The organism is Nocardioides marmorisolisilvae, assembly GCF_003725775.1.
Taxonomy (GTDB): Bacteria; Actinomycetota; Actinomycetes; order Propionibacteriales; family Nocardioidaceae; genus Marmoricola; species Marmoricola marmorisolisilvae.
The window spans coordinates 1,931,072-1,955,175 of record NZ_RJSG01000002.1 but is presented as its reverse complement, the minus strand read 5'-3'; the positions used below and the strand labels follow the sequence as shown (position 1 = coordinate 1,955,175).

At 69.7% G+C, this 24,104-nt stretch carries 19 protein-coding genes; 5 read left to right on the top strand and 14 right to left on the bottom strand.

All coding sequences use genetic code 11. The features are described 5' to 3' along the window. Positions 1 to 6 precede the first annotated feature (6 nt). Positions 7 to 663, bottom strand: a complete 657-nt coding sequence (locus EFL95_RS13555) for a hypothetical protein (RefSeq protein ID WP_123234451.1) — start codon at positions 661 to 663, stop codon at positions 7 to 9. 71 nt (positions 664 to 734) lie between these two features. On the opposite strand from EFL95_RS13555, the gene EFL95_RS13550 reads away from it, so the two are divergent. Both EFL95_RS13550 and mnmA read left to right on the top strand, forming a co-directional pair. Next, positions 735 to 1,937: a cysteine desulfurase family protein gene (locus EFL95_RS13550; protein ID WP_123234450.1), complete on the top strand. Its 1,203-nt coding sequence runs from the start codon at positions 735 to 737 to the stop codon at positions 1,935 to 1,937. Next, positions 1,937 to 3,028 (top strand): tRNA 2-thiouridine(34) synthase MnmA, encoded by a 1,092-nt coding sequence (mnmA, locus tag EFL95_RS13545; protein ID WP_123234449.1) that lies wholly within the window; start codon positions 1,937 to 1,939, stop codon positions 3,026 to 3,028. Before EFL95_RS13550 ends, mnmA begins: the two co-directional genes overlap by 1 nt. On the opposite strand, the gene EFL95_RS13540 is transcribed toward mnmA, so the two are convergent. The 11 genes from EFL95_RS13540 to sigK all read right to left on the bottom strand — a co-directional run bounded on the left by EFL95_RS13540 (position 3,025) and on the right by sigK (position 12,872). Continuing rightward, complete coding sequence (locus tag EFL95_RS13540; RefSeq protein ID WP_123234448.1) at positions 3,025 to 3,381, bottom strand: hypothetical protein; 357 nt, start codon at positions 3,379 to 3,381, stop codon at positions 3,025 to 3,027. The genes mnmA and EFL95_RS13540 overlap by 4 nt on opposite strands. Before the next feature lie 112 nt (positions 3,382 to 3,493). Beyond that, complete coding sequence (locus EFL95_RS13535) at positions 3,494 to 3,916, bottom strand: hypothetical protein (protein ID WP_123234447.1); 423 nt, start codon at positions 3,914 to 3,916, stop codon at positions 3,494 to 3,496. Further along, the gene (locus tag EFL95_RS19560; protein ID WP_183407154.1) at positions 3,916 to 5,163 is read right to left on the bottom strand and encodes a hypothetical protein; all 1,248 of its coding nucleotides are present in this window, start codon (positions 5,161 to 5,163) and stop codon (positions 3,916 to 3,918) included. The genes EFL95_RS13535 and EFL95_RS19560 overlap by 1 nt, the downstream gene beginning before the upstream one ends. A gap of 56 nt (positions 5,164 to 5,219) precedes the next feature. Continuing rightward, positions 5,220 to 5,591 carry a cupredoxin domain-containing protein gene (locus EFL95_RS13525; protein WP_221176384.1) on the bottom strand — a complete coding sequence of 124 codons (372 nt, stop codon included), beginning with the start codon at positions 5,589 to 5,591 and terminating at the stop codon, positions 5,220 to 5,222. A 50-nt stretch (positions 5,592 to 5,641) separates the two neighbouring features. Further along, complete coding sequence (locus EFL95_RS13520; RefSeq protein ID WP_183407153.1) at positions 5,642 to 6,121, bottom strand: hypothetical protein; 480 nt, start codon at positions 6,119 to 6,121, stop codon at positions 5,642 to 5,644. A 48-nt stretch (positions 6,122 to 6,169) separates the two neighbouring features. Then, positions 6,170 to 6,964, bottom strand: a complete 795-nt coding sequence (locus EFL95_RS13515; protein ID WP_246004944.1) for a DUF1295 domain-containing protein — start codon at positions 6,962 to 6,964, stop codon at positions 6,170 to 6,172. 11 nt (positions 6,965 to 6,975) lie between these two features. Continuing rightward, positions 6,976 to 8,280 (bottom strand): SAM-dependent methyltransferase, encoded by a 1,305-nt coding sequence (locus EFL95_RS13510; protein ID WP_123234445.1) that lies wholly within the window; start codon positions 8,278 to 8,280, stop codon positions 6,976 to 6,978. Further along, entirely contained in the window at positions 8,280 to 9,563 is a 1,284-nt protein-coding gene (locus EFL95_RS13505; protein WP_123234444.1) for an SAM-dependent methyltransferase, read from the bottom strand. The genes EFL95_RS13510 and EFL95_RS13505 overlap by 1 nt, the downstream gene beginning before the upstream one ends. Then, a complete protein-coding gene (locus tag EFL95_RS13500; protein WP_221176383.1) occupies positions 9,560 to 11,563 on the bottom strand; it encodes an FAD-dependent oxidoreductase in 2,004 nt (667 codons plus the stop codon). The genes EFL95_RS13505 and EFL95_RS13500 overlap by 4 nt, the downstream gene beginning before the upstream one ends. Continuing rightward, a complete protein-coding gene (locus EFL95_RS13495) occupies positions 11,560 to 12,276 on the bottom strand; it encodes an anti-sigma factor (RefSeq protein WP_123234443.1) in 717 nt (238 codons plus the stop codon). The genes EFL95_RS13500 and EFL95_RS13495 overlap by 4 nt, the downstream gene beginning before the upstream one ends. Continuing rightward, positions 12,273 to 12,872 (bottom strand): ECF RNA polymerase sigma factor SigK, encoded by a 600-nt coding sequence (gene sigK / locus EFL95_RS13490; protein WP_123234442.1) that lies wholly within the window; start codon positions 12,870 to 12,872, stop codon positions 12,273 to 12,275. The genes EFL95_RS13495 and sigK overlap by 4 nt, the downstream gene beginning before the upstream one ends. A 285-nt stretch (positions 12,873 to 13,157) precedes the next feature. Here sigK and EFL95_RS13485 point away from each other — a divergent pair, with 285 nt between their 5' ends. Beyond that, the gene (locus EFL95_RS13485) at positions 13,158 to 14,144 is read left to right on the top strand and encodes a uroporphyrinogen decarboxylase/cobalamine-independent methonine synthase family protein (RefSeq protein WP_246004943.1); all 987 of its coding nucleotides are present in this window, start codon (positions 13,158 to 13,160) and stop codon (positions 14,142 to 14,144) included. A gap of 54 nt (positions 14,145 to 14,198) precedes the next feature. Here EFL95_RS13485 and EFL95_RS13480 read toward each other — a convergent pair whose 3' ends face one another. Together EFL95_RS13480 and EFL95_RS13475 are read right to left on the bottom strand one after the other, a co-directional pair. Further along, positions 14,199 to 15,824 carry a DHA2 family efflux MFS transporter permease subunit gene (locus EFL95_RS13480; protein ID WP_123234441.1) on the bottom strand — a complete coding sequence of 542 codons (1,626 nt, stop codon included), beginning with the start codon at positions 15,822 to 15,824 and terminating at the stop codon, positions 14,199 to 14,201. After that, entirely contained in the window at positions 15,821 to 16,480 is a 660-nt protein-coding gene (locus tag EFL95_RS13475) for a TetR/AcrR family transcriptional regulator (protein WP_123234440.1), read from the bottom strand. Before EFL95_RS13475 ends, EFL95_RS13480 begins: the two co-directional genes overlap by 4 nt. 363 nt (positions 16,481 to 16,843) lie before the next feature. Here EFL95_RS13475 and EFL95_RS13470 point away from each other — a divergent pair, with 363 nt between their 5' ends. Next, complete coding sequence (locus tag EFL95_RS13470) at positions 16,844 to 20,647, top strand: beta strand repeat-containing protein (protein WP_246004988.1); 3,804 nt, start codon at positions 16,844 to 16,846, stop codon at positions 20,645 to 20,647. Between the two features lie 35 nt (positions 20,648 to 20,682). Next, a complete protein-coding gene (locus EFL95_RS13465) occupies positions 20,683 to 24,102 on the top strand; it encodes a beta strand repeat-containing protein (RefSeq protein WP_148045050.1) in 3,420 nt (1,139 codons plus the stop codon). Positions 24,103 to 24,104 lie beyond the last annotated feature (2 nt).

The following is a 24,104-nucleotide window of genomic DNA, read 5'->3' as shown; positions in this document are numbered from 1 at the left end:
CGGTCGTCAGATCTTGGCGAGCGAGGCCAGGATCGCCTCGAGCTGGTCGCCCGCGGCCGAGGCGGTGTGCGCGCTCACGGTGATCAGGACCTGGTCGTCGGACGAGGCGCCGACGGCGAGAGCCTTGCCCGCGACCACGGTGCCGCCGGTCGCCAGGGTGTAGGTGATGGTGACGCCCTTGCCGATCGGGGTGTCGACCGTGCTGGTGTCCGAGGTCTTGCCGCCGACCGCGGCGATCTGGAGCCGCATCTGGCTCTCCGTCGCCTGGCCGGGGGTCAGCGGGACCACGTTCACGTTCTCCAGGAAGCCGCTGTCGGCACCCTGGTCGGTGACCGCCATGACCTCGACGGAGGTCTCGACGTACTGGATGAGCTTCTCCGGGGTCGTCCCGAGCTTCTCGGCCATGTTCTTCATCACCGGGTTCGAGGCGTTGAGGGCGCCGTCCCGGTCGATCTTCGACCAGCCCTTGGGCAGCTGGAAGCTGAAGCCGTGCTTCTTCAGCGCGACGGTCTGGACCTCGACGCCGGAGGAGCTCGTCGTGGACGTGCCTGCCGGTCCGTCCGTCTTCGGTCCGCTCGAACCTCCGCAGCCGGCGGTCAGCCCGAGGGCGAGGACGGCGGTGGCGGTGGTGAGCGTGCGCGTGAGCCGAGACAGAGTGGTCATGGCCGGAGTTTAGGGTCGCGAACCGGACTCGGGACCGGTTTCCACCGGGCGCGCCGTAGTCTTGGACGGACATGACCGTCTATCTCGACCACGCGGCGACCACGCCGATCCTGCCCGAGGCCGCCGCGGCGATGACCGCGCAGCTCGGCAGCGTCGGCAACGCGAACTCGCTGCACGCCTCCGGCCGCGCCGCGCGCCGGGTCGTCGAGGAGTCCCGCGAGACGGTCGCGCGCGCTCTCGGGTGCCGGCCGGGCGAGGTCGTCTTCACCTCCGGTGGCACCGAGGCCGACAACCTGGCGCTCAAGGGGCTGTACTGGTCGAGGCGCGCGAGCGACCCGGCACGGGTCCGCATCCTGTCCAGCGCGGTCGAGCACCATGCGGTGCTGGACCCGCTGCACTGGCTGGCCGAGGAAGAGGACGCCCAGGTCGAGCTGATCGGCGTCGACGCCGTCGGTCGTCTGGACCTGGACGCTCTGCGCGCGAGCATCGAGGCGGACCCGGGCAGTGTCGCGCTGGTCTCGGTGATGTGGGCCAACAACGAGGTCGGCACCGTCCAGCCCATCGCCGAGGTCGTCGCGCTCGCCCACGAGCACGGCATCCCGGTGCACACCGACGCGGTGCAGGCGGTCGGCCAGGTGCCGGTCGACTTCGCCGCCTCCGGCGTGGACGCGATGACGGTGACGGGTCACAAGATCGGCGGCCCGTACGGGATCGGTGCGCTGCTGGTCCGGCGCGAGGTCCAGCTGACCGCGCTGCTGCACGGTGGCGGGCAGGAGCGCGACGTGCGCTCGGGGACCATCGACGCGCCCGCGATCGCCGGGTTCGCAGCGGCCTGCGAGCTCGCCGTCAAGCACCAGCCCGCCCTGGCCGACGGCCTGGCCCGGTTGCGGGACCGGCTCGAGGCAGGAGTGCTCGCGCGGGTCCCCGAGGCCATCTCGAACGGCGACCCGGACGCCGGCGCCGAGCACCGGCTTCCCGGCAACGCCCACCTGACGTTCCCCGGCTGCGAGGGCGACTCGTTGCTCATGCTGCTCGACGCCCGGGGCATCGAGTGCTCGACCGGGTCGGCCTGCAACGCCGGGGTCCCGCAGGCTTCGCACGTGCTGCTGGCGATGGGGTACGACGACGAGCAGGCCCGCGGCTCGTTGCGCTTCTCGCTCGGGCACACCTCGACCGAGGCCGACGTGGACGCGCTGCTGGAGGCGATCGGGCCGGTCGTCGAGCGCGCCCGGGCCGCCGGTCAGACCTCCCGGGCAGGGAAAGAACCGGTCTGATGAAGGTCCTGGCAGCGATGTCGGGCGGCGTGGACTCGGCGGTGGCGGCAGCACGTGCGGCCGAGGCGGGGCACGACGTCACCGGGATCCACCTCGCGCTCTCCCGCAACCCGAAGTCCTACCGGACCGGGGCGCGCGGTTGCTGCACGATCGAGGACTCCAACGACGCCCGTCGGGCCGCGGACGTCATCGGCATCCCCTTCTACGTCTGGGACCTCTCCGACCGCTTCCACGAGGACGTGGTCGAGGACTTCCTGTCCGAGTACGCCGGTGGACGGACGCCGAACCCGTGCCTGCGGTGCAACGAGAAGATCAAGTTCGCCGCGGTGCTCGAGCGCGGCCTGGCGCTCGGGTTCGACGCGGTGGTGACCGGTCACTACGCGCAGCTGCGCACCGGTGCGGACGGCCTGATCGAGATGCACCGGGCGGTCGACGCCGGCAAGGACCAGTCCTACGTCCTCGGCGTGCTCACCCAGGACCAGCTGGCGCACTCGCTGTTCCCGCTCGGGGACACCGCGAAGCCCGAGATCCGTGCCGAGGCCGAGCGCCGCGGGCTCCAGGTCGCCGACAAGCCGGACAGCCACGACATCTGCTTCATCTCCGACGGCGACACCGGCGGCTGGCTGGGGGAGAAGCTCGGCGAGTCAGCGCCGAACACCTCCGGCCCGATCGTCGACTCCGAGTCCGGCGAGGTGCTCGGCGAGCACGAGGGCTCGTGGCGCTTCACCGTCGGCCAGCGCAAGGGCTTGCGCATCGGCACCCCCGCCGCCGATGGCAAGCCCCGGTTCGTGCTGGACATCGAGCCGGTCTCCGGCACGGTCACCGTCGGACCGCGCGAGGCACTCGCGGTGACCGGACTGACCTGCATCCGACCGCTGTGGTGCGGGACCGCTCCGGACGCCCCGCTGGAGTGCACGGTCCAGCTGCGTGCCCACGGGGAAGAGCACCGAGCGGTCGTGGTGCCCTCCACGGACGGCTTCGACGTCACCCTGCGCGACGCCGCTTCCGGGATCGCTCCCGGACAGGCGTGCGTGATCTACGACGGCACCCGGGTGGTCGGCTCGGGCACCATCGCGGCCACCGAGCGCTAACCGGTCCGCTGCTGCGGGACCTGGCTGCGGTGCAGGTGTGCCCGGACGATCTCCTCGAACGAGTCCGGGTCGAGCGGCGTGACCGTGGGCTTGAACCGCGCGCCGATGTCGATCACCACCGCTGTGCGCCGGTTCTGCCGGTGGGTGTCGAGGTTCCACCAGTGGGTCAGGTCCGACGGGCCCCAGAGCAGCGGCTGGAACCCGGCCCAGCCTTTGATCGGGAGCACGGACAGCGATCTGATCTCGTCGTACTTCACCCGCAGGGCGCCCCACGGGTAGTAGCGCTGGATCGCCAGGCCGCTGTCGTCGCAGGCGATGCCACCGTCGTCGTAGTGGGCTCGTGCACTGTCCATGCGTCCCTCCAGAGCATGTCGAGTTTCAACTCGCATCCTGCTCCGGGGTTCCGCGACTCGCCAGAGTCAAAGGTCCTGATTCAGGACCTTCTTCGGAAAGTTCTTCCGGCTCTCAGGTCCGACGACGACGAACAGCGGCGACCGCGAGCACGACCACGAGGCTCTCGGAGAGCACCGAGACAACGCCCAGCGGCTCGAACCAGTTGCCCACGTCGTCGGCCAGCTGGGGGAAGGCGACCAGCCGGGTGGCGGCGTAGGCCAGCACGGCGGCTCCGCAGACGACCGCTGCGGACTGGTAGGCCCAGGTCGAGCTGCGCACGGCGATGACCGCCCCGAGGCTGAGGCAGACAGCGGTGAGGGCGATGAAGAGAACGCCCATGTAGGGGGCTTCCTCCAGGTGCGGAGCGATCACCGGGATGTGCGCGACCGCTGCGACCATGATCGATCCGACCACGGCCCACTGCAGCGCGACGTTCACCCGACCCTTCAGGGCCGACGCGTGGTCGGCCCTGAAGGTGTTCGCGGTGGTGGACATCAGCTGAGCTTCTTGTTCGCGGCGATTCCGCCGGCGAGGATCTTCGCGGTGCCCGGCATGTGCATGGCTGCCATCTCCAGGTCGGAGAAGACCGTGGTCTTCCCGGCGACCAGCGCGTCGATGGTGTCCAGCAGCGTCTGCACGTGCGGGATCAGCTCCTTGGCGACCGCGTCGGCCGGCAGCTCGGGAACGACCGAGTTGATCAGCTGGCCGAACGAGGTGCGGTAGCCGTCGAGGTCCTTCTTCGCCTTGGTCGCCATGGCCGTGTTCTTGGTGGCCTTGCCCAGGGTGTAGTTCACGAAGAACCCGATGTGCTGGCGCCAGGACTCCAGGAACGGCTTCTCGGCGTCGGGGTAGGCCGAGCCGACGGCCTTGGAGAGCGCGACCGAGTTGGCGTCCAGGGCGTTGACCGCGGCGACGACGGACGGGTCCTTGAGGTTGCCGCCCTTCTGCACGGCCTGCACCAGCGCGATGCCGGCCAGGTCGACGTGCGAGTCGAGCAGGTAGGTCAGGCCCGAACGCAGGTTCGACGCGTCGCTGTCGACGTTGCCGGCGAGGTTCTTGTTCTTGGCGATGCCGCCGGCCAGGATGTCCGCGGTCATCGGCATGTGGTCCGCAGCCTTGGACAGCAGTGCGAACGCGTCGCCCTTGCCCGTGACCAGCGCGTCGATGGCGGCGTACAGGGTGTTGACGTGCGGGATGAGCTCCTTGGCGACCGCGTCGGCCGGCAGCTCGGGAACGACCGAGTGGATCAGCTGGCCGAACGAGGTGCGGTAGCCGTCGAGGTCCTTCTTCGCCTTGTTCATCATCGCGGTGTTCTTGGTGGCCTCACCGAGGGTGTAGTTCACGAAGAACCCGATGTGCTGGCGCCAGGACTCCAGGAACGGCTTCTCGGCATCCGGGTAGACCGAGCCGACGGCCTTGGAGAGGGCGACCGAGTTGCCGTCCAGGGTGGTCACCGCGGCGACGACGGCCGGGTCCTTGAGGTTGCCGCCCTTCTCCACCGCGGTCTTCAGGGCGATGCCCGCGAGGTAGACGTGCTGGGTCAGCAGGTCGGTCAGGGCCGCGCGCAGGTCTGCGGACGCGGTCGTGGTCGCGGCTGCGCCGGTGACCTTCGTGCTCGAGTTCGAGCTCGAACCCGACGGGGTGTCGGATGAGCTGCTGCCGCAGGCGGCGACGGATACCGTCAACAGGCTCGCGACCGCGGCTGCGGCCAGGCGAGTCTTGCCGGAAGTGAACATGGTCATGACGTGCTCCTTGCTGAGGTGAAAGGTGAAGGGGTGAAGCGCTCGCGCCCGCAGAACTACGGAGTCACGTCGATCTCGCCTGCCATGCCCTTGTGGATCGAGCAGTAGTAGACGTACTTCCCCGGCTTGGTGAACGTGTAGGACACGTCCTTGCCGGCGCGTAGGGGCTTGTTGATCAAGCCGTCGGGGTTCTCCGCGGTACGTAGTCCGTCGGAGCCCAGGGTGAAGGTGCCGGTGGTCACCGTGTGGCCGATGCCGTCGCCGGCCTTCCAGGTGACCTTGGTGCCGACCTTGACGGTCAGCTTCTCGGGCATGAAGGACAGCAGCTTGGTGGTCACGGTGTCCTTGCTGCTCGAGCCCGAGGACTTCGGGGAGCCCGAGCCGGTGGAACCACAGCCGGCGACCAGCGCCAGGGTCAGAGCGGTCACGCCGAGGGCGCCCGCGATACGTCGTGCCCGAGATGGTGCCGTCGTTGTCTTCACGAGAGTGCTTCGCTCCCACCGTCGCGGGGGATTGGAGACGTGGTGGTGTTTCTGCGACTGCGCAGCACCAGTGCCAGCAGGAGGACGGCGGCAGCGACGGCCGCGATCGCCTGGGCGATGGCAGTGTGCGTCTTGTCGGGGTACCAGGCGGGCTCGTACATCGCCGGCAGCGGGCCGAGGGAACCGAAGTCGTAGTAGCGGTAGACGAGCAGCGGCACCAGACCACCGCCGGCGACCGAGGCCGCGAGGAACGCGGCGATCGGCGTGCGCACGACCAGCACCAGCAGGGCCGCGGCGATCGCGAGCCAGGCCTCGATCCGGAACAGGTCACCCTGGCTGACGGTGCTGCTCTTGATCTGGTCGTACGCCGGCGCGAGGTGGAAGTGGATCTTCGCGTCGTACGCCAGTCCCGCCGCCGCGACGACCTGGAGCAGGAGCAACGGTCCGTGCGTGCGCATCCGGGTGGCGAGGTTCATGCACGGGGTTCGTCGCCGTGCGGCTCGCGGGATTGGGGCCCGCGGTCCTTACGAGCTGCGCTTGGGGGGCAGCGGGAAGAACATCGAGGTGCGGGCTGCGTACTCGGGGTAGCCCGGGCGCTGCATCATCGTGCGCTCCAGGAGCCGGGCGCCGGTGGCGAAGACCAAGAAGTACGTCATGGCGATCGGGGAGAGGATCGTCAGGGGGCCGGGCCAGGCCGAGGCGCCGACCAGGTAGATGCCCCACCAGACGCAGGCGTCCCCGAAGTAGTTCGGGTGCCGGGTGTAGCGCCACAGCCCGCGGTCCATCACCGGACCACGGTCCGGGTCCTGCTTGTACGCCGCCAGCTGGCGGTCACCGACCGATTCGAAGACGAGCCCGGTGGCCCAGAGCGCCAGACCGACCACCATCAGCCAACCGACGCCGTCGCGCGCGACCACGCCGACCTGGACCGGCAGGGAGACGAACCAGATCGCCAGTCCCTGGGGCAGCAGCACCTTGCGGACGATGCCACCAGGCCCGCGTGCCAGGAGCTCCTCGTAGCGGGGGTCCTCCCCGGCGCCGTGCGAGCGCTTGCCGATGTGCGAGGCCAGCCGGACGCCCCAGAAGCTGACCATGGCCAGCAGGATCCAGGCGCGGTCGTTGCGGTCACCGACGGCCTCGACGTCGCTGATCGCGTTGGAGACCAGGACCGAGACCACCGAGACCACGATGAACCCCGGTCCCCAGATGGTGTCGACCACGGAGACCCGTCCGGTGCGCTGGGCGAGCTCGGCGGTGAGTCCCATCAGGGCCGCGACGGCCACCAGGGCCACCAACGTGACGACGAGGAAGTCGCCCACCGAGAACTCGTTCACCAGGTACGCACCGCCGGGAGGTCGTGCGGGGCGCCTGGACGCACCGCGAGGATCTGATCGACCCCCATCCTGCCGTCGCGGAAGGCCATCCCGCCACCGACGAGGTAGAGCCGCCAGACGCGGAGGTACTCCTCGGGGACCAGGGCGCGCAGCTCGTCCTGCTTGGCCTCGAACCGCTCGAGCCAGTGCCGGACGGTGTGCACGTAGTGCTCGCGCATCCCGTGCACGTCGCGGACCTCGAGACCACCGGCCTCGATCAGGTCGACGGTCTCGCCGACCGGGCGCATCGTCATGTCCGGGGCGATGAACGACTCGATGAACGGGCCGCCGCCGGGGTGCTTGCCGCCACTGACGCCGTTGCGCGACATCGCCTGGATCAGCACGCGACCTCCGGGCTTGACCGAGCGGCGCAGCACCTCGACGTAGGTCGGGTAGTTGGCCTGGCCGACGTGCTCGCCCATCTCGATCGAGGCGACCGCGTCGTGCTCACCCTCGGCATCGCGGTAGTCGCAGAGCTGGATGGTGACGAGGTCGCCCAGGCCGCGCTCGGCGATCCGGGCGTCGATGAACTTCTTCTGCTCCGCGGCGATGGTGATGCCGGTGACCGTCGCGCCGAAGTTCTGCGCGGCGTACAGGGACAGCGACCCCCAGCCGCAGCCGACGTCGAGGAACGTGGTGCCCGGGCCCAGCCCGAGCTTGCGGCAGACCAGGTCGAGCTTCGCGTCCTGTGCCTGCTCCAGCGTCATCTCCGGTGAGGAGTAGTAGCCCGAGGAGTAGGCCATGTTGTCGTCGAGAATCGCGTCGTAGAAGTCGTTGGAGAAGTCGTAGTGGTGGCTGATCGCCTCCCGGTCGCGGGACTTGCTGTGCAGCCTGCCCTTGAGCACGGCCTGCGAGACAGGTGCGGCCGGGCGGCGGCCGAGGGCTCCCACCCTCAGTGCCGCCCGGGCCGCCCGCCAGAGGGTGCCGGGCGTCGCGGAAACCCCCGTGAGTCCGCGCTGCGCGATCACCGTCCAGACATGGGTGAGGGCGTCGTCGAGATCGCCCTCCACGTCGAGCTCGCCGGTCACGTAGGCCTGAGCGGCCCCGAGCTCGCCGGGTGCCCAGAGCAGCCGGGTGAGCGCCTGGGACGAGTTCAACCGGACCACCGGGCCGGACCCGGCGACGGACCCGTCCCAGGCGTGCAGCTCGACCGGCAGGTCGCCGCCGACGAACGGGCGCAGCGCCTCCGCGAGCGTGCTTGCGACGCCTTTGGCCGGCTGGTTGAGCTTGTCGAAGCCCGGTGCGCTCTCGACGGTGGTCATCAGGACTCCTCGCGGGTGAACGTCAGCTGCTGCACGTCGATGTACCCGCTGGCGAAGCCGGCACGCGAGTACTCGAGGTAGAAGTGCCAGAGCCGCTCGAAGGTCTCGTCGAAGCCGAGGTCCAGCACCTGCTCGTGCGCGGCCCGGAAGGCGGTGTCCCACTGCCGCAAGGTCTCGGCGTAGTGGCTGCCGAACGTGGTCCGGTGCTCGAGTCGCAGCGCGGTGTTCTTGCGGGTGACCTCGTCGAGCAGCTCGGTCGAGGGCAGGAAGCCGCCGGGGAAGATGTACTTGTGGATCCAGGTCCACGTCCGCCGGGTGGCAAGCATCCGCTCGTGCGGCATCGTGATCGCCTGGATCGCGACCTTGCCGCCGGGCGCCAGCACCGCGTCGATCGTGCGGAAGTAGCTGTCCAGGTACTCGTAGCCGACGGCCTCGATCATCTCGACCGACACCACCGCGTCGTACTGACCCTCGACGGCACGGTAGTCGAGCAGATCCACCTGGACCGCGTCCGCTCGCAGGCCCTCGGCCGCGACAGCGTCGGCGAACCGGGCCCGCGCCAGCGCCTGCTGCTCGCTCGACAGGGTCACCGAACGGACGGTCGCTCCGCGGCGTGCGGCGCGGATCGCCAGCTCGCCCCAACCGGTGCCGATCTCGAGCACCCGGGTTCCCGCCGTCACGCCGGCGGCGTCCAGGATGCTCTCGATCTTGCGGCCCTGGGCTGCGACCAGGTCGGACCCGACGACCGGTGCGGACATCAGCGTGTGCTGGCCGGTGGTCACCGAGTCGGTGTCGAACATCGCCGAGGAGTAGCTCATCGTCGAGTCCAGGAACAGCCCGAACAGGTCGTTGGACAGGTCGTAGTGGTGCGCGATGTTCTTGCGGGTGTTCTTGGCGCTGTTGCGCTGCCGGCGAGGCGGCCGGGAGACGTAGACCGCGCGGAGGCGCTGCATCCACATCGGCACCAGGTCGCCGATCTCGTTGCAGAGCACGGTCAGGGTGCCGCCGAGGTCGTCGGCCTCCCAGGCACCGGTCATGTACGCCTCGCCGAAGCCGATCAGGCCGTCCTGGCCGAGGCGGGCGAAGAACTCGTCCGGGCGGATCAGGCGCAGGTCGGCGGGCGATCCGTCGGTCGACACCGAGATGCCGAGCCGGGAGGTGCCCTTGAAGAAGATCTGGCGCGCGATCGCGACCGAGATCCGGGCTTTCGGTCCCCGCCGGATCGGGGTGATGTCGGACCAGTGGTCGACGGACAGCGGTGTTGCGTCGATGGACGAGGTCATCGGACACCTTCCTGGGTGTGGGCGGGCCGCGGCTGGACCCGCAAGCGGCGGGCCCAGAGCCAGACACCGTGCATTCGGATGAGGACGGCCCCGCGGATTGCAGCCGGGGCGGCGCGCAGCGTTCCCGAACGGGTCGCGTGCCCGCGGAGCGAGGCGTCGAAGACGTCGCCGGACTCGGTGACCAGCCGCACGCAGATGGTCAGCTCGTCGCCCGGGACCGGCACCACGAGCTCGTAGTGCCCGTCGACGCCGTGGAACGGCGAGACGTACATCTCCTTGCCGACCAGCGCCCGTCCCGCCTCGTCGGGGTGCACGAGGTAGGCGTGCCGGTCGCCGTAGGTGTTGTGCACCTCGACGACGCACCCGGCCAGCGAGCCGGAGGAGTCGAAGCACCAGAAGACGCTGATCGGGTTGAAGCAGTAGCCGAAAGCCCGGGCGTTGGCCGCCATCAGGATCCGGCCGCCGGTGACCACAACGCCCTCCGCGGCGAGGAACGCCTCCACGTTGGCGCGGATGGTGCTGGTCGGGTCGCCGAGGTGGTCGCGGGCCTCGAACCGGCCCAGGGGCCCGTGGTCGGGGAGCTCGTCGAGATCGACCAGCCAGAAACGGCTGCGCAGGGTGAACCGGTGCTTGAGCGGCGTACGCCGGGTGTGGCTGATCGTCGTGGCGTAGACCTGCGGGGTCGCGACCGCGGTCGCCGGGGCGAGGTGGGGCCACCGGAAGCCGAGCCGCTCGGCCGCGGCTGCACCCGAGCGCGCGCCGTCCTCGTGGAAACCCCAGCCGTGGTAGGCGCCGGCGAAGACGATCCGGTCGGTGTCGATCTCGGGCAGCCGGCGCTGGGCAGCCACCGAGGTCGGGTTGTAGATCGGGTGCGCGTAGTCGCGCACCGCGATCACCTGGTCGGGGTCGATCGCGTCGGTGGACCCGAGCGTGACGAAGTAGCGGGTGCCGTCGGTGACGGGCAGGCTCATCAGCCGGGTCATGTCGTAGGTGACCGTGACCGCGTCCTGGCCCGGACGGTCCCACTGGTTCCAGGAAGCCCAGGCCTTGTGGTTCCGCGGCATCAGCGAGGCATCGGTGTGCAGCCGGGCCTGGTTCGGCGAGTAGGGCATCGCGGTGAGCAGCTCGGTCTGCAGCGGCGTCGGCTCGGCGAGCATCCCCAGCGCCTGGTCGGGGTGGGTGGCGACCACGACCGCGTCGAAGCGGTGCACCTGGCCGTTCCCGTCGGTGATCTCCGCGCCGTCGGGGGTCTCGACCAGCGAGGTGACCTTGGCGCCGAGCAGGATCGTGCCGCCACGACGCTCGAGCTCGGCAGCCACCTTGTCGACGTACTGGTGGGAGCCGCCGCTGACCGTGCGCCACTGCGGGGAGCCGAAGACGGTGAGCATGCCGTGGTGCTGCAGGAACGAGAACAGGTACCGCGCCGGGTACTCCAGCGCGATGGCCGGGTCGCACGACCAGACGCACGCGACGAGCGGTGTCATGAAGTGCTGGCGGAAGTACGCCGAGAAGTGCCCGTCGGTGAGGAACTGCGCCAACGTCCGGTCGTCGTCCTCGGTCTGCTCGAGCAGACGCTTCGCCTGCCGGTGGAACCGGGGGATCTCGGTGAGCATCCGCAGGTAGCGCGGCCGGAACGCGTTGCGCCACGTGGGGAACAAGCCGGTCGGCCCCAGGGCTCCGGCCCACTCCAGGCCGCGTCCGCGGTGGGCGTCGTCGGAGCGCACCGACATCGACATGTCCGAGGGTTGGGTCTCGACGCCAAGCTCGGCCCACATCCGCAGCAGGGTCGGATAGGTGCGCTCGTTGTGCACGATGAACCCGGTGTCGACCGAGACCGGACCGTGCGGAGTCGACACCTGGTGGGTGTCCGCGTGCCCGCCGAGGCGGTCGTCGGCCTCGAAGAGGGTGACCTCGGCGGAGCGCGAGATGACGTAGGCAGCCGTCAGCCCAGTGACGCCACTGCCGACGATGCCGACGTGACGCGCGTGCCTCGGGGTCACGTCGCCTTCTCGAACTCGATCACGGCGACCACCGGAAGGCTCGGGGTCTGCGACCCGCCGGCCGGTTCGACGGTGATGCCCGCGGCAGTCGCATCGGAGGCGTCACCCTGGAGCACGACCGCGCGGTTGCCGCTGCCGTCCAGCAGGCCGGCGTTGACCATGTGGCCGGCGCGGTTCTGCAGCCAGAGCTGGTAGGTCTTGCCGTTCGGGGCTGCCGGGAGGTGCGAGGTCACCAGGGCGGCCTTGCCGAGTGACGCCGAGCGGTAGAGCGTGGCCTTCGCGCCCTTGCCGAGGTCCTGGGTGACGGCGGTGACGTCCGCCGCGGTCCGGATCTGGTCGACCGCGCTGATCGGAGCCTGGCTGGTCGAGTGGTTCTGCTGCCAGACGGTGACACCGCCGCCGAGGACGGTGAGCACGGCAGCCGCGGCGACCAGGTTGGCCCAGCGTCGCGGACGCCGGGAGTCCAGCCGGGCCACCACCGGCGGCAGCGGCCGCACGGTCTTGATGTCGGCGAGGATCTTGGCGCGCAGGTCCGCGGACGGGGCAGCGGTCGTCATCGAGGAGAAGGACGCAGCTGCGTCCTGCAGGCTGGCCACCTCAGCGCGGCACTCGGCGCAGGCGGCCAGGTGGTCCTCGAAGCGCGCACGCTCGAGGTCGTCGAGCGCGTCGACGGCATAGGCCCCGGAGAGGGCGTGGATCTCGTGAGCGGTCATTGGCCCACTCCTATCGCGTCACGCATCCGGATCAGTCCGTCCCGGATGCGGGTCTTGGCCGTGCCGACCGGTAGGTCGAGCATCACTGCGACCTCGGCGTGCGTGTAGCCGCCGAAGTAGGCGAGTTCAAGCGCCTCTCGCTGGACCGGGGTCAGCTCCGCGAGCGCTGCCCGGACCCGTCGGGCCTCCATCGACTTCTCCGCCGCCTCGGCGGTGCTGTCGTGGTCGACCACGTGGTTGTTCTGGTGGTAGCTGGTGTCCTGCCGGCTGACGGCCTCGGCGGCCCGGACCCGGTCGACGGCGCGGCGGTGCGCCAGCGTCATCAGCCAGGCCAGCGGGCTGCCCTTGGCCTCGTCGAAGCGGGCGGCGGTCCGCCACACCTGGAGGAACACCTCCTGGGTGACCTCCTCGGCCTGGGCGGGATCCCGGATCACCCGCAGCACCAGTCCGTGCAACCGGGCCGAGGTCGCGTCGTACAGCGCGGCGAAGGCCTGCTGGTCCCCCCGGGCCGACTGGCGCAGCAGCGCGCCGAGGTCGGCGACGGGCGCCTGGTCCGGCACCGGGGTGCCGGACGGAACGGGCTGGAGGTGGGACACCGGGCGTTCCTGTCGTTTCGGGGTGCTGTGTTCAGTATCGGTCAGGGAGTGCTTCGTGGCTGCGGCCCAGGCGGATTGGATCCGACTGCTTTTGGGGTCCACTGACCGGCCCCGGCGGCGCCGCACCGCCGGGCGGGTGCACGCCGGAGCCGATCAGGAAGCCCCAGGACGCGCTGCCGGGCGCACCCCGGAGCCGTCGCGGGTCCCTCCAGGGCCCGCAACACTCCGTACCGTGGGTTCGGAGCCGGTCGGGGGGGAGGATTGGAACCGCACTAGGGTCAGCGGGTGAGCACCTCCAGCGGAATCGGCTCGATGCCCGGCGAGGACTTCGCCGAAGCCGTGCGTACCGTGCTCGGTGAGGTCCCCGACCTGCCGTTCCTACCCGAGCTGCCGGCTCGCGGCGCACCCGCCTCGATGACCGGGCGCACGCTCGCCGTCGTCGCCGAGCTCGGGTTCGACCTTCAGCCGGCGGGGTGGCGCCTGACCGATGCTTCCGGTGTCGACCACCGTCGCGCGCGGTCGCTGCTCGCCCAGGACCTCGACGTGCTCGAGGAGCAGACGCAGGGGTACGAGGGTGAGCTGAAGGTGCAGGTCGCTGGTCCGTGGACTCTCGCTGCGACCGTCGAACGGCCGCGTGGTGACCGGCTGCTGGCCGACGTCGGTGCCCGTCGTGAGCTGGCGCAGGCGCTGGCCGAGGGGCTGGGGGAGCACCTGGCCGACGTACGACGGCGGGTGCCGGGCGCGCGGCTGGTGCTCCAGGTCGACGAACCGGCACTGCCGGCGGTGCTGGCGGCGCAGGTACCGACGTCCTCCGGTTTCGGTCGGCACCGCAGCGTCGACCTGCCGCGCGCCTCGGCCGCGCTGGAACCGGTGTTCGCGGCGATCGAGGCTTCAGGGGCGTCGAGCGTCGCGCACTGCTGCGCGGCCGGCATGCCGATCGGGCTGCTCCGCGGAGCGGGGGCGCAGGGGATCTCGCTCGACCTCGACGTGCTCGCGGCCGAGGACTACGACGCCCTGGGCACAGCCTTCGACGAGGAGGCACGGATCTACCTCGGGGTCATCCCCGCGACCGATCCTGCGCGGGTGCCCACTGACCAGCAGGTGGTGGAGCGGGTGCTGCGGTTGCTGGACATGCTCGGCTTCGACCCGGAGGAGGTCAGCGACCGGATCGTGCTGACGCCGTCCTGCGGCCTGGCCGGCGCGAGCCCCGGGTACGCACGAAGGGCACTCTCCCTGGTGCGGGAGAGCGCCCTTCGTCTTGGTGCTGGTTGAGCCAGTTTCCCAGCTGGTTGAGCCGGCTCTGTGCTGGTTGAGCCTGTCGAAACCTCAGTGACCAGCAACCGGAGCGGCGTCGGTCGCCATCTCCTCGTGGCTGACGGACAGGAACGTCCACAACACCACCGAGGCGGTCCAGATCATGAACGCGCCCACCAGGAAGGCGTGGGTGCCGCCGCTGGTGAAGGCCGCCTGGCCGACGAGCGACTTCACCGCGGCCGGATCGGCGTGCGCGCCGCTGCCGTGGATCGCGGCGCCCACGGCTCCGCCGAGCGAGGTCGCCTTCTCGGTGATGTAGTGCGTCGCGATCGTGGACAGCGTCGCCAGACCGAGAGCACCACCGACCTGCTGCATCGTGTTGAGCACGCCCGAGCCGATGCCCGAGTCCTTCTCGTCGACGTGGTGCACAGCAGCCAGCGTCAGCGGGATGAACGTCAGGCTCATGCCGAACGCCATCAGCGCGATGAACGGGAAGATGCTCGACCAGTAGCTGATCGTGTCGCCGAGGAAGGCGCCGCCGTGACCCGAGGCCCGGGCCACGATGTTGCCGGCCGAGGCGTCGACCGACAGACGGTGGAAGTTCAGCAGCGCGATACCGGCGAGCAGCGTGCCGGTGCCGGCCAGGAAACGCGGGTCGATCTTGTTCATCAGCTTCGAGCTCAGCGTCGCGCCGAACACCATCGCGAACGGGAACGGCAGGAACGACAGGCCCGCCTGGAGCGGGGTGTAGCCCATGACGTCCTGGACGAACTGGCTGAGGAAGAAGAACATCGCGAACATGGCCGCCGGGACGATCATCATCGCGACGAACGCCGTCGCCCGGGTGCGGTTGGCCAGGATCCGCAGCGGGAGCAGCGGGTTCTTCACGTTGCGCTCGATGGCGACGAACAGCGCCAGCAGCGCGACGCCGACGACCAGGAAGATGACGGTCCAGGTGTTGCCCCAGCCGTGCTGGCCGGCCCGGTTGATGCCGTAGATCAGTGAGATCAGGCCGAGGGTGCCGGAGACGGCGCCCGGGAGGTCGAGCTGGCCGCGACGCGACTCGGACTCGGCGAGCAGGCGCGGAGCCGCGAACGCGGCGATCAGGCCGATCGGCACGTTGATGAGGAACGTCAGCCGCCAGCCCTCGATGCCGGCCGGGTGCAGGCCGGTCAGCCAGCCGCCGAGGAGCAGACCGATGGCGGCACCGACGCCGGACATCGCGGCGTACACGGAGAACGCCTGGTTGCGGCGGGGGCCTGCCGGGAAGGTGGTGGTGATCAGCGCCAGCGCAGCCGGAGCGGCGAGCGCGGCGCCCAGACCCTGCAGGGCACGCGAGGAGAGCAGCATCGCCTCGTTCTGCGCGAAACCGCCGAGGCCGCTGGCCACGGCGAACAGGGTCAGGCCGGTCATGAAGATCCGGCGGCGCCCGTACAGGTCACCCAGGCGTCCGCCGAGCAGCAGCAGCCCGCCGAAGGCGAGCGCGTAGCCGGTGACGACCCACTGGAGGTTCGCCCGGCTGATGTCCAGGTCCTTGCCGATGAACGGGATGGCGATGTTGGCGATGGTGCTGTCCAGCACCACCATCAGCTGCGCCACGCAGATGAGGACGAGTGCCCAGCCCAGGTGCTTGTGGGTACCGGTCTCGGCGACATCCTCCGTCGACCCTGTGGGGTCGGCGATGGTCGTGTCAGTCATGAGGTCTTCCTTGCCTTGGTGGGTCTCTTCAGGGTGGAGGTGAGCGTGGTGGTGCGCCCGCCGCACGAGGGGTGCTGCACGGCGGGAAGAATCACGTGGTCGACGACGCGCTCGATGGTCGCGTCGTCCGGCGGTACGCCGAGGATGAAGGTGCGGTGCAGCAGGATCCCGGCCAGGGCGGGGCCGATCATCTCCAGGTCCACGTCCGGCCCGATCTCGCCGCGCTCCTGTGCACGCAGGTAGATCGCCTGGGTGATCGCCACCTTGGGGGCGATGAACTTGTCGCGGAACAGCTCGGCGAACTCGGGGTCGGTGGAGAGCGCGGTGATCACCGAGCCGAGCACCTTGGTAGCGGTCTCGTTGATGCCCTGGTTGCCGCAGAAGGTGGAGAGCAGGTCGCCGCGCAGGCTGCCGGTGTCGTGGTCACCGATGTGCGGGGACTGCTTGGCGCGGATCAGCGCCTCGACGACCAGGGAGGCCTTGGACTCCCAGCGCCGGTAGAGCGTCGCCTTGCTGGCGCGGGCGCGCTTGGCGACCGCGTCCATCGTCAGCCGGTCGTACCCGAGCTCGATGACGAGCTCGACGCAGGCGTCGAGGATCTCGTCCTCGCGCTCGCCCTCGACGCGGGGGCGAGTGGGGGTGGCGATGGTCATCATCGGGCTCGCCTCCTGGGGTGGTTTCGGTCAGATGAAACGGAACGGTTTCGTTTCATCAACAGAGTACGCGCCAAGGCCATTCCCGCAAAATCAAAAAAAGTTCAAGGACTTTGGCGAAACGGATCTGACCGGTCCACTAACTGGTCTATTTCGAAACCGGACATAACAGGTACGTGTTCCATTTTCGTTGTGGCTGTCACATCAGTCCGCTAGAACAACATCCGCCACTGACCTCCCACAGTGGTCACTCACAGTTGAACAAGGGGCTTCGAAATGCGTGCACCCGGCACTTCAGGCAATTCCACGAGGAAGCGTTCTCGGCGCGCTCTCGCCAGCATCGTCACGGTCCTGTCCTTGGGCACCGTGGCACTGGTCAGTGCAGCCCTGCCCGCGCAAGCGGTGCAGGCGCCCGGCAACGACGTCGTCGCGTGGAACAACGGCTGGTCGTGGACCTACGCCACCGTCTTCAACTACGACGACGGCAACGGCACCACCGCCACGATCAACGAGAACGCGACGTACACGGTCCTCGACCGCGAGACGTTCGACGGGCAGGACGCCTACAAGCTCGGGCTGACCGGCACGATCACGGGAGGCAGCGGCAAGGTCAAGATCGACCCGCCGCAGGCCGGCATCAGCTCCGCGACCCTGGACAGCTTCAGCGGCAGCGTCTCCGGCGAGCGCTACGTCCGGGTCTCCGACCTGGCGCTGCTCCAGGAGCACCAGACCCAGAACCTGAAGGCCACCGCCCACGCCAGCTTCCTGTCTGTGGGCGTCACCGCCAACATCGATCTCACCCTGAAGCCCAACCCGAGCTGGAAGGTGCACGACTTCCCGCTCAACTCCGGTGACAACTGGACGACGAACACCAACATCGACTACTCCGGCGGCTTCACCTACGACGCCGGTTCGCTGGGCGGCACCGGCTCCTCCCCGTTCGGACCGGACACCCTGCCCTTCAACGGCCCGTCCAACGTCACGAACGAGACCGTGAACGTGCCGATCAACGCGAGCACCGCGACCAACAAGGTCAGCACCTCGAACGCCGACGGCTCGATGTCCGACCTGACCTGGTGGGCACCGCAGTACAAGAACCAGGCCAAGGAGATCCTGACGCTCCCGCTGAACGGCGCGACGCTGATCATCACCCGCAACCTGGCCTCCGCCTCGACTCCGGGCGGCGCGACCTTCTCGGCCACGGCGACGCCGTCGCTCACCTGTGCCGGTGGCACCATCACCGTCTCCGGCGCGTTGAGCACCGGTGCTGTCGGCGTGCCGGTCCGGGTCCAGCTCGACCAGTCCCAGATCAACCACGGCGCCGGCCCCGTCGCGACCACGACCACGGGTACCAACGGCGCCTACTCGGTGACGCTGCAGACCCCGGGCGACAGCGACGGGCTCGCCAAGAACGGCTCGCGTGCCAACTGGGGCATCGAGGTCACCTCGAGCGCGACCACGGCGACCGGCGCCACGACTGCAGTGATCACCCCGGTCGACTGCTCCACGATCTCGTATACCGGTGCCACCTCCGCGCCGGTCTCGGGGTCGGCTGCGGTCAGCGCACAGCTCACCGACCTGACTGGCGTCAGCGCCGCCGGCCGGACGATCACCTTCACCCTCGGCGGCGGTGGTTCGGTCAACGCGACCACCAACGCCAGTGGTGTCGCCACGGCGACCCTGCCGATGAACGGTCCGGTGCGCACCACCACGATCACCGCGTCGTTCGCCGGCGCCGCCAACCTGGCGGCCGCCTCAACCTCCCCGGCGTTCTCGGTGACGGTGAACCCGACGACCACCACGGTGCTGCCTTCGCAGCCGCAGGTCGAGCAGGGCAACAACGTCACCTTCTCGGCGACCGTCACCCCGGGTGTCGGCTCGAACCCGGGTGGCACCGTCCAGTTCCTGGTCGACGGCGCCGCGTTCGGAGCCGCCGTTCCCGTCTCCGGCGGGACCGCGACCTCGAGCGCGCTGAACACAGGCTCGATGGCGCTCGGTGACCACACCGTCCAGGCCGTCTACAACGGCGATGCGAACTTCGGGCCCAGCTCCACGGGCAACGTCATCTGGAAGGTGCGCGTGCCGCTGCTCGCTTCGTCGGCCTCGCTCTCGGCGTCGCCGAGCAGCACGGTCTACGGCCAGGGCGTGACCCTGTCCTCGCACATCACCACGACCTCCGGTTCGGGGCACCCGACCGGTTCGGTGACCTTCAGCGAGGGCGGCACCACCTTCGGCACCGCCGCGGTGGACGGGTCCGGTGACGCCTCGGTGGTCGCCACCACCATCCCGGTCGGCAGCCACTCGATCGTGGCCACCTACTCCGGTGACGACGAGTACAACGGCGCCACCTCCTCGCCGAGCACGGTGACCGTCGCCAAGGCGGACGTGAATGCGGTGCTGTCGTCCTCCGACACCACCACGGTCACCGGCGAGGCCGTCGACTACAGCGTCTCCGTCGGCGCGCAGGCTCCGGGCTCGGGCGTCCCGTCCGGGACCGCGCAGCTGACCATCGACGGCACCGACGTCGGTTCCCCGGTCGCGCTGTCGGGCGGGGTTGCGAACTTCGACCCGGTCTCGAACCTGCTGGCCGGCAGCCACACCGTGAAGGTCACCTACGGCGGTGACGCTAACTTCAAGGGTGGTTCGGACACGCTGACCCAGACCGTGACCAAGGCCGACACCACCACCGTGGTGACGATCGCACCGTCGCCGTCCTCGGAGGACCAGGTCGTCAACATCTCCGCGAACGTCGGTGCGGTCGCGCCGGGTTCGGGTGCGGCCACCGGCCTGGTGAGCTTCACCTCCGACGGAGACCCGATCGGCTCGGCCTCGCTCAGCCCGTCCTCGGGCGGCGCGAAGGCGACCCTGCAGATCTCGACGCTCGCGCCGGGTTCGCACACGATCGTGGCCTCCTACGAGGGTGACGACGACTACAACGCCAGTGAGTCGGCTCCGAGGGCGCACCAGGTGATCCCCGGTGCCGCCGTGGTCGGGACCTCGGTGGTGGCCAGCTCGACGGCCAACCCGTCGACGTACGGCCAGATCATCCGCTTCACGGCGCAGGTCACCGCGGACGACGGGTCCAGCCCGTCCGGCGCCGTCCAGTTCTCCGTGGACGGCACCGACGTGGGCGACCCGGTCGAGGTGGTGGACGGTTCGGCCCAGAGCCCGGTCCTGGCCTCGCCCGAGCCCGGTGACCACACGGTCATCGCCGCATTCGTCGGCAACCCGGGTTACTCGAACAGCGGTGACTTCCTGTCCCAGACGGTCGCGGACGCCGGCGTCAGCATCGACCTGACGTCCTCGCACCCGTCGAGCAGCTACGGCCAGGGCGTGACGTTCACCGCGCACGTCAACGCCGACGACTCGACCCTGGATGCGCCCACGGGCCACGTCCAGTTCCGGGTCGACGGTGTCGCCCTCGGGGGAGCAGTGGCTCTCTCCGACGGCTCGGCCACCAGCCCGTCGGTGACGAACCTGGCGCCGGGTGACCACACCGTGACCGCGGTGTACTCCGGCAGCGAGCTGTTCGAGGGCGAGACCGCGTCCCTGACCCAGTCGGTCGGCAAGGTCTCCACCACGACGTCGTTGAACGCGACGCCGAGCTCGGTGAACTTCGGCCAGTCGGTCCAGCTGACGGCTACCGTCACGCCGGGCTCCACCGGTCTCGGTGCGCCGACCGGCACGGTGACGTTCACCGACGGTTCGACGACGCTGGGTCAGGTCGTGGTCGGGGCGTCCGGCAGCAACGGCACCGCCAACCTGGTGGTGACGCTGGCCGGTGGCTCGCACTCGATCAAGGCGACCTACTCCGGTTCGTCGGCCTTCAGCGGCAGCGTGTCGGCGACCTCGCCGGTGACCGTGGCCAAGCTGCCCACGACCATCACCGCCCAGGCAGCGCTGGTCAGGTTGCTGCCACCGCTCGCACTCCCGCTCGGCCAGCTCAAGGCGACCCTGAACTCGCCGCTGGGACCGGTCGGCGGGGTGCCGGTCGTGTTCACGGTCGGGACCACCACGGTCTGCACCACCACGACCGACGCCTACGGCGTCGCGACCTGCAACGCCGCCAGCCAACTGGTGAGCCTGGTGCTGTTCAACGGCTACAAGGCCACCTTCGCGGGCAACGGCGACTACCTCGGGTCCAACGCCAGCGCCGGGATCATCAAGTGAGGACGACAGTGACGACTCGAGAAGGAAGTCCCATCGTGCGCAAGCTCACCGCGGCCTTCGCCGCACTCGCCGCAGGCGTGGGTCTGGCCCTCGTGGTCAGCCCCGCCGAGGCCAGCATCACCACTCCGTCCTCGGGGGCGACGGTGGCCGGCATCGTCAACATCACCAGCACCGGAGGTGACGACACCTCGACCCTGGACCACTGCGGCGGCAACACCTCCACCAAGATCGAGCTGATCACCACCGGCGGCGCCCAGGTGAGCCCGGCGTTCAACAACACCAAGAGCGGTTCGGGCTCCTACACGGTCCAGCTCAACACCAGGAGCTACGCCAACGGCAGCTACCAGATCCGGGTCACCGAGACCGACGGAAAGAACGGCAGCTTCCTGATCAACTGCGCTTCGGCCACCCCGCGGGTGTTCACGCAGCCGGTCACGATCACGAACGTCTCGGCGGCGGCCTACACCGGCACGGTGTTCTCCGCGCCGCAGAACACCTCGGTGCCGGTGGAGGCAACCTTCACGGACCCGAACAACACCAACGCAGGGATCCCGAACCTGCCGGTCACGTTCTCGCTCACCGGCGGGGGCTCGGTCACCGCGACGACCAACGCCAGCGGTGTGGCCTCGGCCTCGCTCCCGGTCAGCGGTCCGCCGCGGACCGGCGCGACCCTGACCGCCTCGACCACCGGTAACACCTTCTTCGCGGGCAGCAGCACCACCAAGTCGTTCGACGTCACCAAGAACTCGACCTCGACGACGCTGAGCCAGCCGGTGACGATCGTGCACGGCCAGTCGACGAGCTTCACCGCGACCGTGGCGCGCACGAACGGCAGCACGGGGACGCCGACCGGAACCGTCCAGTTCAAGCTCGACGGCAACGACTACGCCCTGGTGACTCTGGACGGCTCGGGCGTGGCCACGACGAGTCCTGACGCCGGGCTGAGCACCGGCTCGCACACCATCACCGCGGTCTACAACGGTGACAGCAACTTCATCGGCAGCACGGCCGCCGACAAAACGCTCACGATCAACAAGGCGAGCACCACCACGTCACTGACCGACGCCCCCTCTCCGACGGTCAGCGGCCAGGGGGTGACGTTCACCGCGCACGTGGACATCGTGTCCCCGGGCGTCGGCACGCTTGGCGGTGCGGTCCAGTTCAACATCGACGGACAGCCCTTCGGCACGGCGGTCGCGCTGGGTGCTGGTGACAACGCCACCCTGACGGTCAGCAACCTGTCGACGGGCAACCACAACGTCGTCGCGGTCTACAACGGCAACGCCGACTTCGCGACCAGCTCCTCGGCAACGGTGACGCACGGTGTCAACAAGGCGGACACGACCCTCGACCTGACCACGTCGAACCCGAACGCGGTCTCGGGCGAGCCGCTGACCTTCACGGCGCAGGTCGCCCCGGTCTCCCCGGGTGCGGGCACGATCACCGGAACGGTGCAGTTCGCCGTCGACGGCGTGAACCTGGGTGCTCCGGTCACCGTCTCGGGCGGACAGGCGGTCTCGCCGGTCACGCACCTGACGGTCGGTGACCACAACGTGACCGCGAACTACTCCGGCGACGACAACTTCGCCGGGCAGTCCGACGCGCTCACCCAGAACGTCGACGCGGCGCACACCACCACGTCGATCAGCTCCAGCCCGAACCCGTCGGTGCACGGCCAGAACGTGACCGTGCACGCGGAGGTGACGCCGATCGCCCCGGCGACCGGTCACCCGACCGGCACGATCAAGTTCATCGTGGACGGCGCGAACTACGGCTTCGTCGACATGGTGAACGGCGCGGCCGACATCACCGTGACGGGCCTGTCGACCGACAGCCACACCATCAAGGCGGTCTACCTCTCCGACGACCTGAACTTCTTCACCAGCACCTCGGAGACGATCACCCAGGTCGTGAACAAGGCCTCGACCAAGACGACCCTGACCAGCTCGTCCCCGACGGCCGTCTTCGGCCAGCCGGTGACGTTCACGGCCAGCGTCTCGGTGCTGGCCCCGGGAGCGGGTTCGCCGTCGGGCACGATCGTGTTCAAGGACGGCAGCACGGTGATCGGCACCCAGCCGGTCAGCTCCGCCACGGGTGAGCAGGCCTCGATCACGGTCTCGAACCTGTCGGTCGCCCAGCACGCGATCTCGGCTGCGTACTCCGGTGACGACGACTTCAACGCCAGCACCGGCAACGTCTCGCAGACGGTGACCCGGGCGCAGACCTCGACGGTGATCAGCTCCTCGGCCAACCCGGCCGCGTCGGGCCAGGGCGTCCAGTTCACGGCCACCGTGACCCCGGTCGCCCCGGGCGCGGGCAACCCGACGGGTACGGTCCGGTTCTTCGTCAACGGCGCGAACCTGGGTTCCCCGGCCGCGGTCGTCGACGGCGTCGCGACCAGCCCGAACTTCGCCTCGCTCACGCCGGGCATCTACAAGATCACCGCCACCTACTCCGGTGACGGGAACTTCGTGGGCAGCGACGGTGTGCTCGACCAGGGCGCCGGGCAGAACGTGACCAAGGGCAACACCTCGATCACGGTCTCGTCCGGACCGGCAGCGGCGGCGTACGGGTCGGCCGTGACGGTGACCACCGACGTCACCGCGGTCGCTCCGGCGCAGCGCAAGCCCACCGGCGTGGTGCAGATCTGGGAGGGCGACGAGCTGCTCGGTTCGAGCAGCCTGGCGCCCACCTCGGCGGCCACCACCTCGGAGGCGACGTTCGTGACGACCGGACTGTCCGCGGGAGCGCACTCGCTGACGGCGGTCTACGTCGGGAACTTCAACTTCAACGGTTCCTCGGCGTCGACCACCCAGACCGTCGGGCAGATCCCGACCGTCACCGGGATCGCGTCCTCGGGCACCCCGGCTGTGTACGGCGACACGATCAGCTTCACCGCGACCGTGAACACCAGCGCCGGCACGCCGACCGGGTCGGTCACCTTCAAGGAGGGCAGCACCGTCCTCGGTACCGCTCCGGTGGGTGACGGTGGTCAGGCCACGCTCTCGGTGGCCGGGCTGCACACCGGTACGCACACGGTGAAGGCGACCTACTCCGGCGACGTCTCGCACTCCGGTTCCACCTCGGGCGGATTCGACCAGGTGATCACCAAGGCCCCGACGACGATCGTCGCGGCCGACACCAACAACCCGGGCAACGGGGTGCCGCCGCGGCAGAACTGGATCCGGGCGAAGCTGACCGACCGCTACGGCAACCCGATGCCGGGTCGCACGGTGAGCTTCTCCTCGGCCCCGATCCCGGCCCGTCCGGCCCAGCACCTGTGCGACGCGGTGACCGATGCCAACGGCATCGCCGAGTGCAACGACCAGGTGTTCATGCTGGACATCAACCTCACCCCGGGGGAGACGTTGCTCGACATCGTCTCCGCGTACGACGCCACGTACGCCGGTGACGCCGACACCATCGGCGACACCGCTCGCGGGCACGAGTACTGATC

What these genes read in the sequence shown, in the direction of transcription:
- EFL95_RS13555 (WP_123234451.1), bottom strand. Translation starts at nt 663, where the DNA reads ATGACCACTCTGTCTCGGCTCACGCGCACGCTCACCACCGCCACCGCC.
- EFL95_RS13550 (WP_123234450.1), top strand. Translation starts at nt 735, where the DNA reads ATGACCGTCTATCTCGACCACGCGGCGACCACGCCGATCCTGCCCGAG.
- mnmA (WP_123234449.1), top strand. Translation starts at nt 1,937, where the DNA reads ATGAAGGTCCTGGCAGCGATGTCGGGCGGCGTGGACTCGGCGGTGGCG.
- EFL95_RS13540 (WP_123234448.1), bottom strand. Translation starts at nt 3,381, where the DNA reads ATGGACAGTGCACGAGCCCACTACGACGACGGTGGCATCGCCTGCGAC.
- EFL95_RS13535 (WP_123234447.1), bottom strand. Translation starts at nt 3,916, where the DNA reads ATGTCCACCACCGCGAACACCTTCAGGGCCGACCACGCGTCGGCCCTG.
- EFL95_RS19560 (WP_183407154.1), bottom strand. Translation starts at nt 5,163, where the DNA reads ATGACCATGTTCACTTCCGGCAAGACTCGCCTGGCCGCAGCCGCGGTC.
- EFL95_RS13520 (WP_183407153.1), bottom strand. Translation starts at nt 6,121, where the DNA reads ATGAACCTCGCCACCCGGATGCGCACGCACGGACCGTTGCTCCTGCTC.
- EFL95_RS13510 (WP_123234445.1), bottom strand. Translation starts at nt 8,280, where the DNA reads ATGACCACCGTCGAGAGCGCACCGGGCTTCGACAAGCTCAACCAGCCG.
- EFL95_RS13505 (WP_123234444.1), bottom strand. Translation starts at nt 9,563, where the DNA reads ATGACCTCGTCCATCGACGCAACACCGCTGTCCGTCGACCACTGGTCC.
- EFL95_RS13495 (WP_123234443.1), bottom strand. Translation starts at nt 12,276, where the DNA reads ATGACCGCTCACGAGATCCACGCCCTCTCCGGGGCCTATGCCGTCGAC.
- EFL95_RS13480 (WP_123234441.1), bottom strand. Translation starts at nt 15,824, where the DNA reads ATGACTGACACGACCATCGCCGACCCCACAGGGTCGACGGAGGATGTC.
- EFL95_RS13475 (WP_123234440.1), bottom strand. Translation starts at nt 16,480, where the DNA reads ATGATGACCATCGCCACCCCCACTCGCCCCCGCGTCGAGGGCGAGCGC.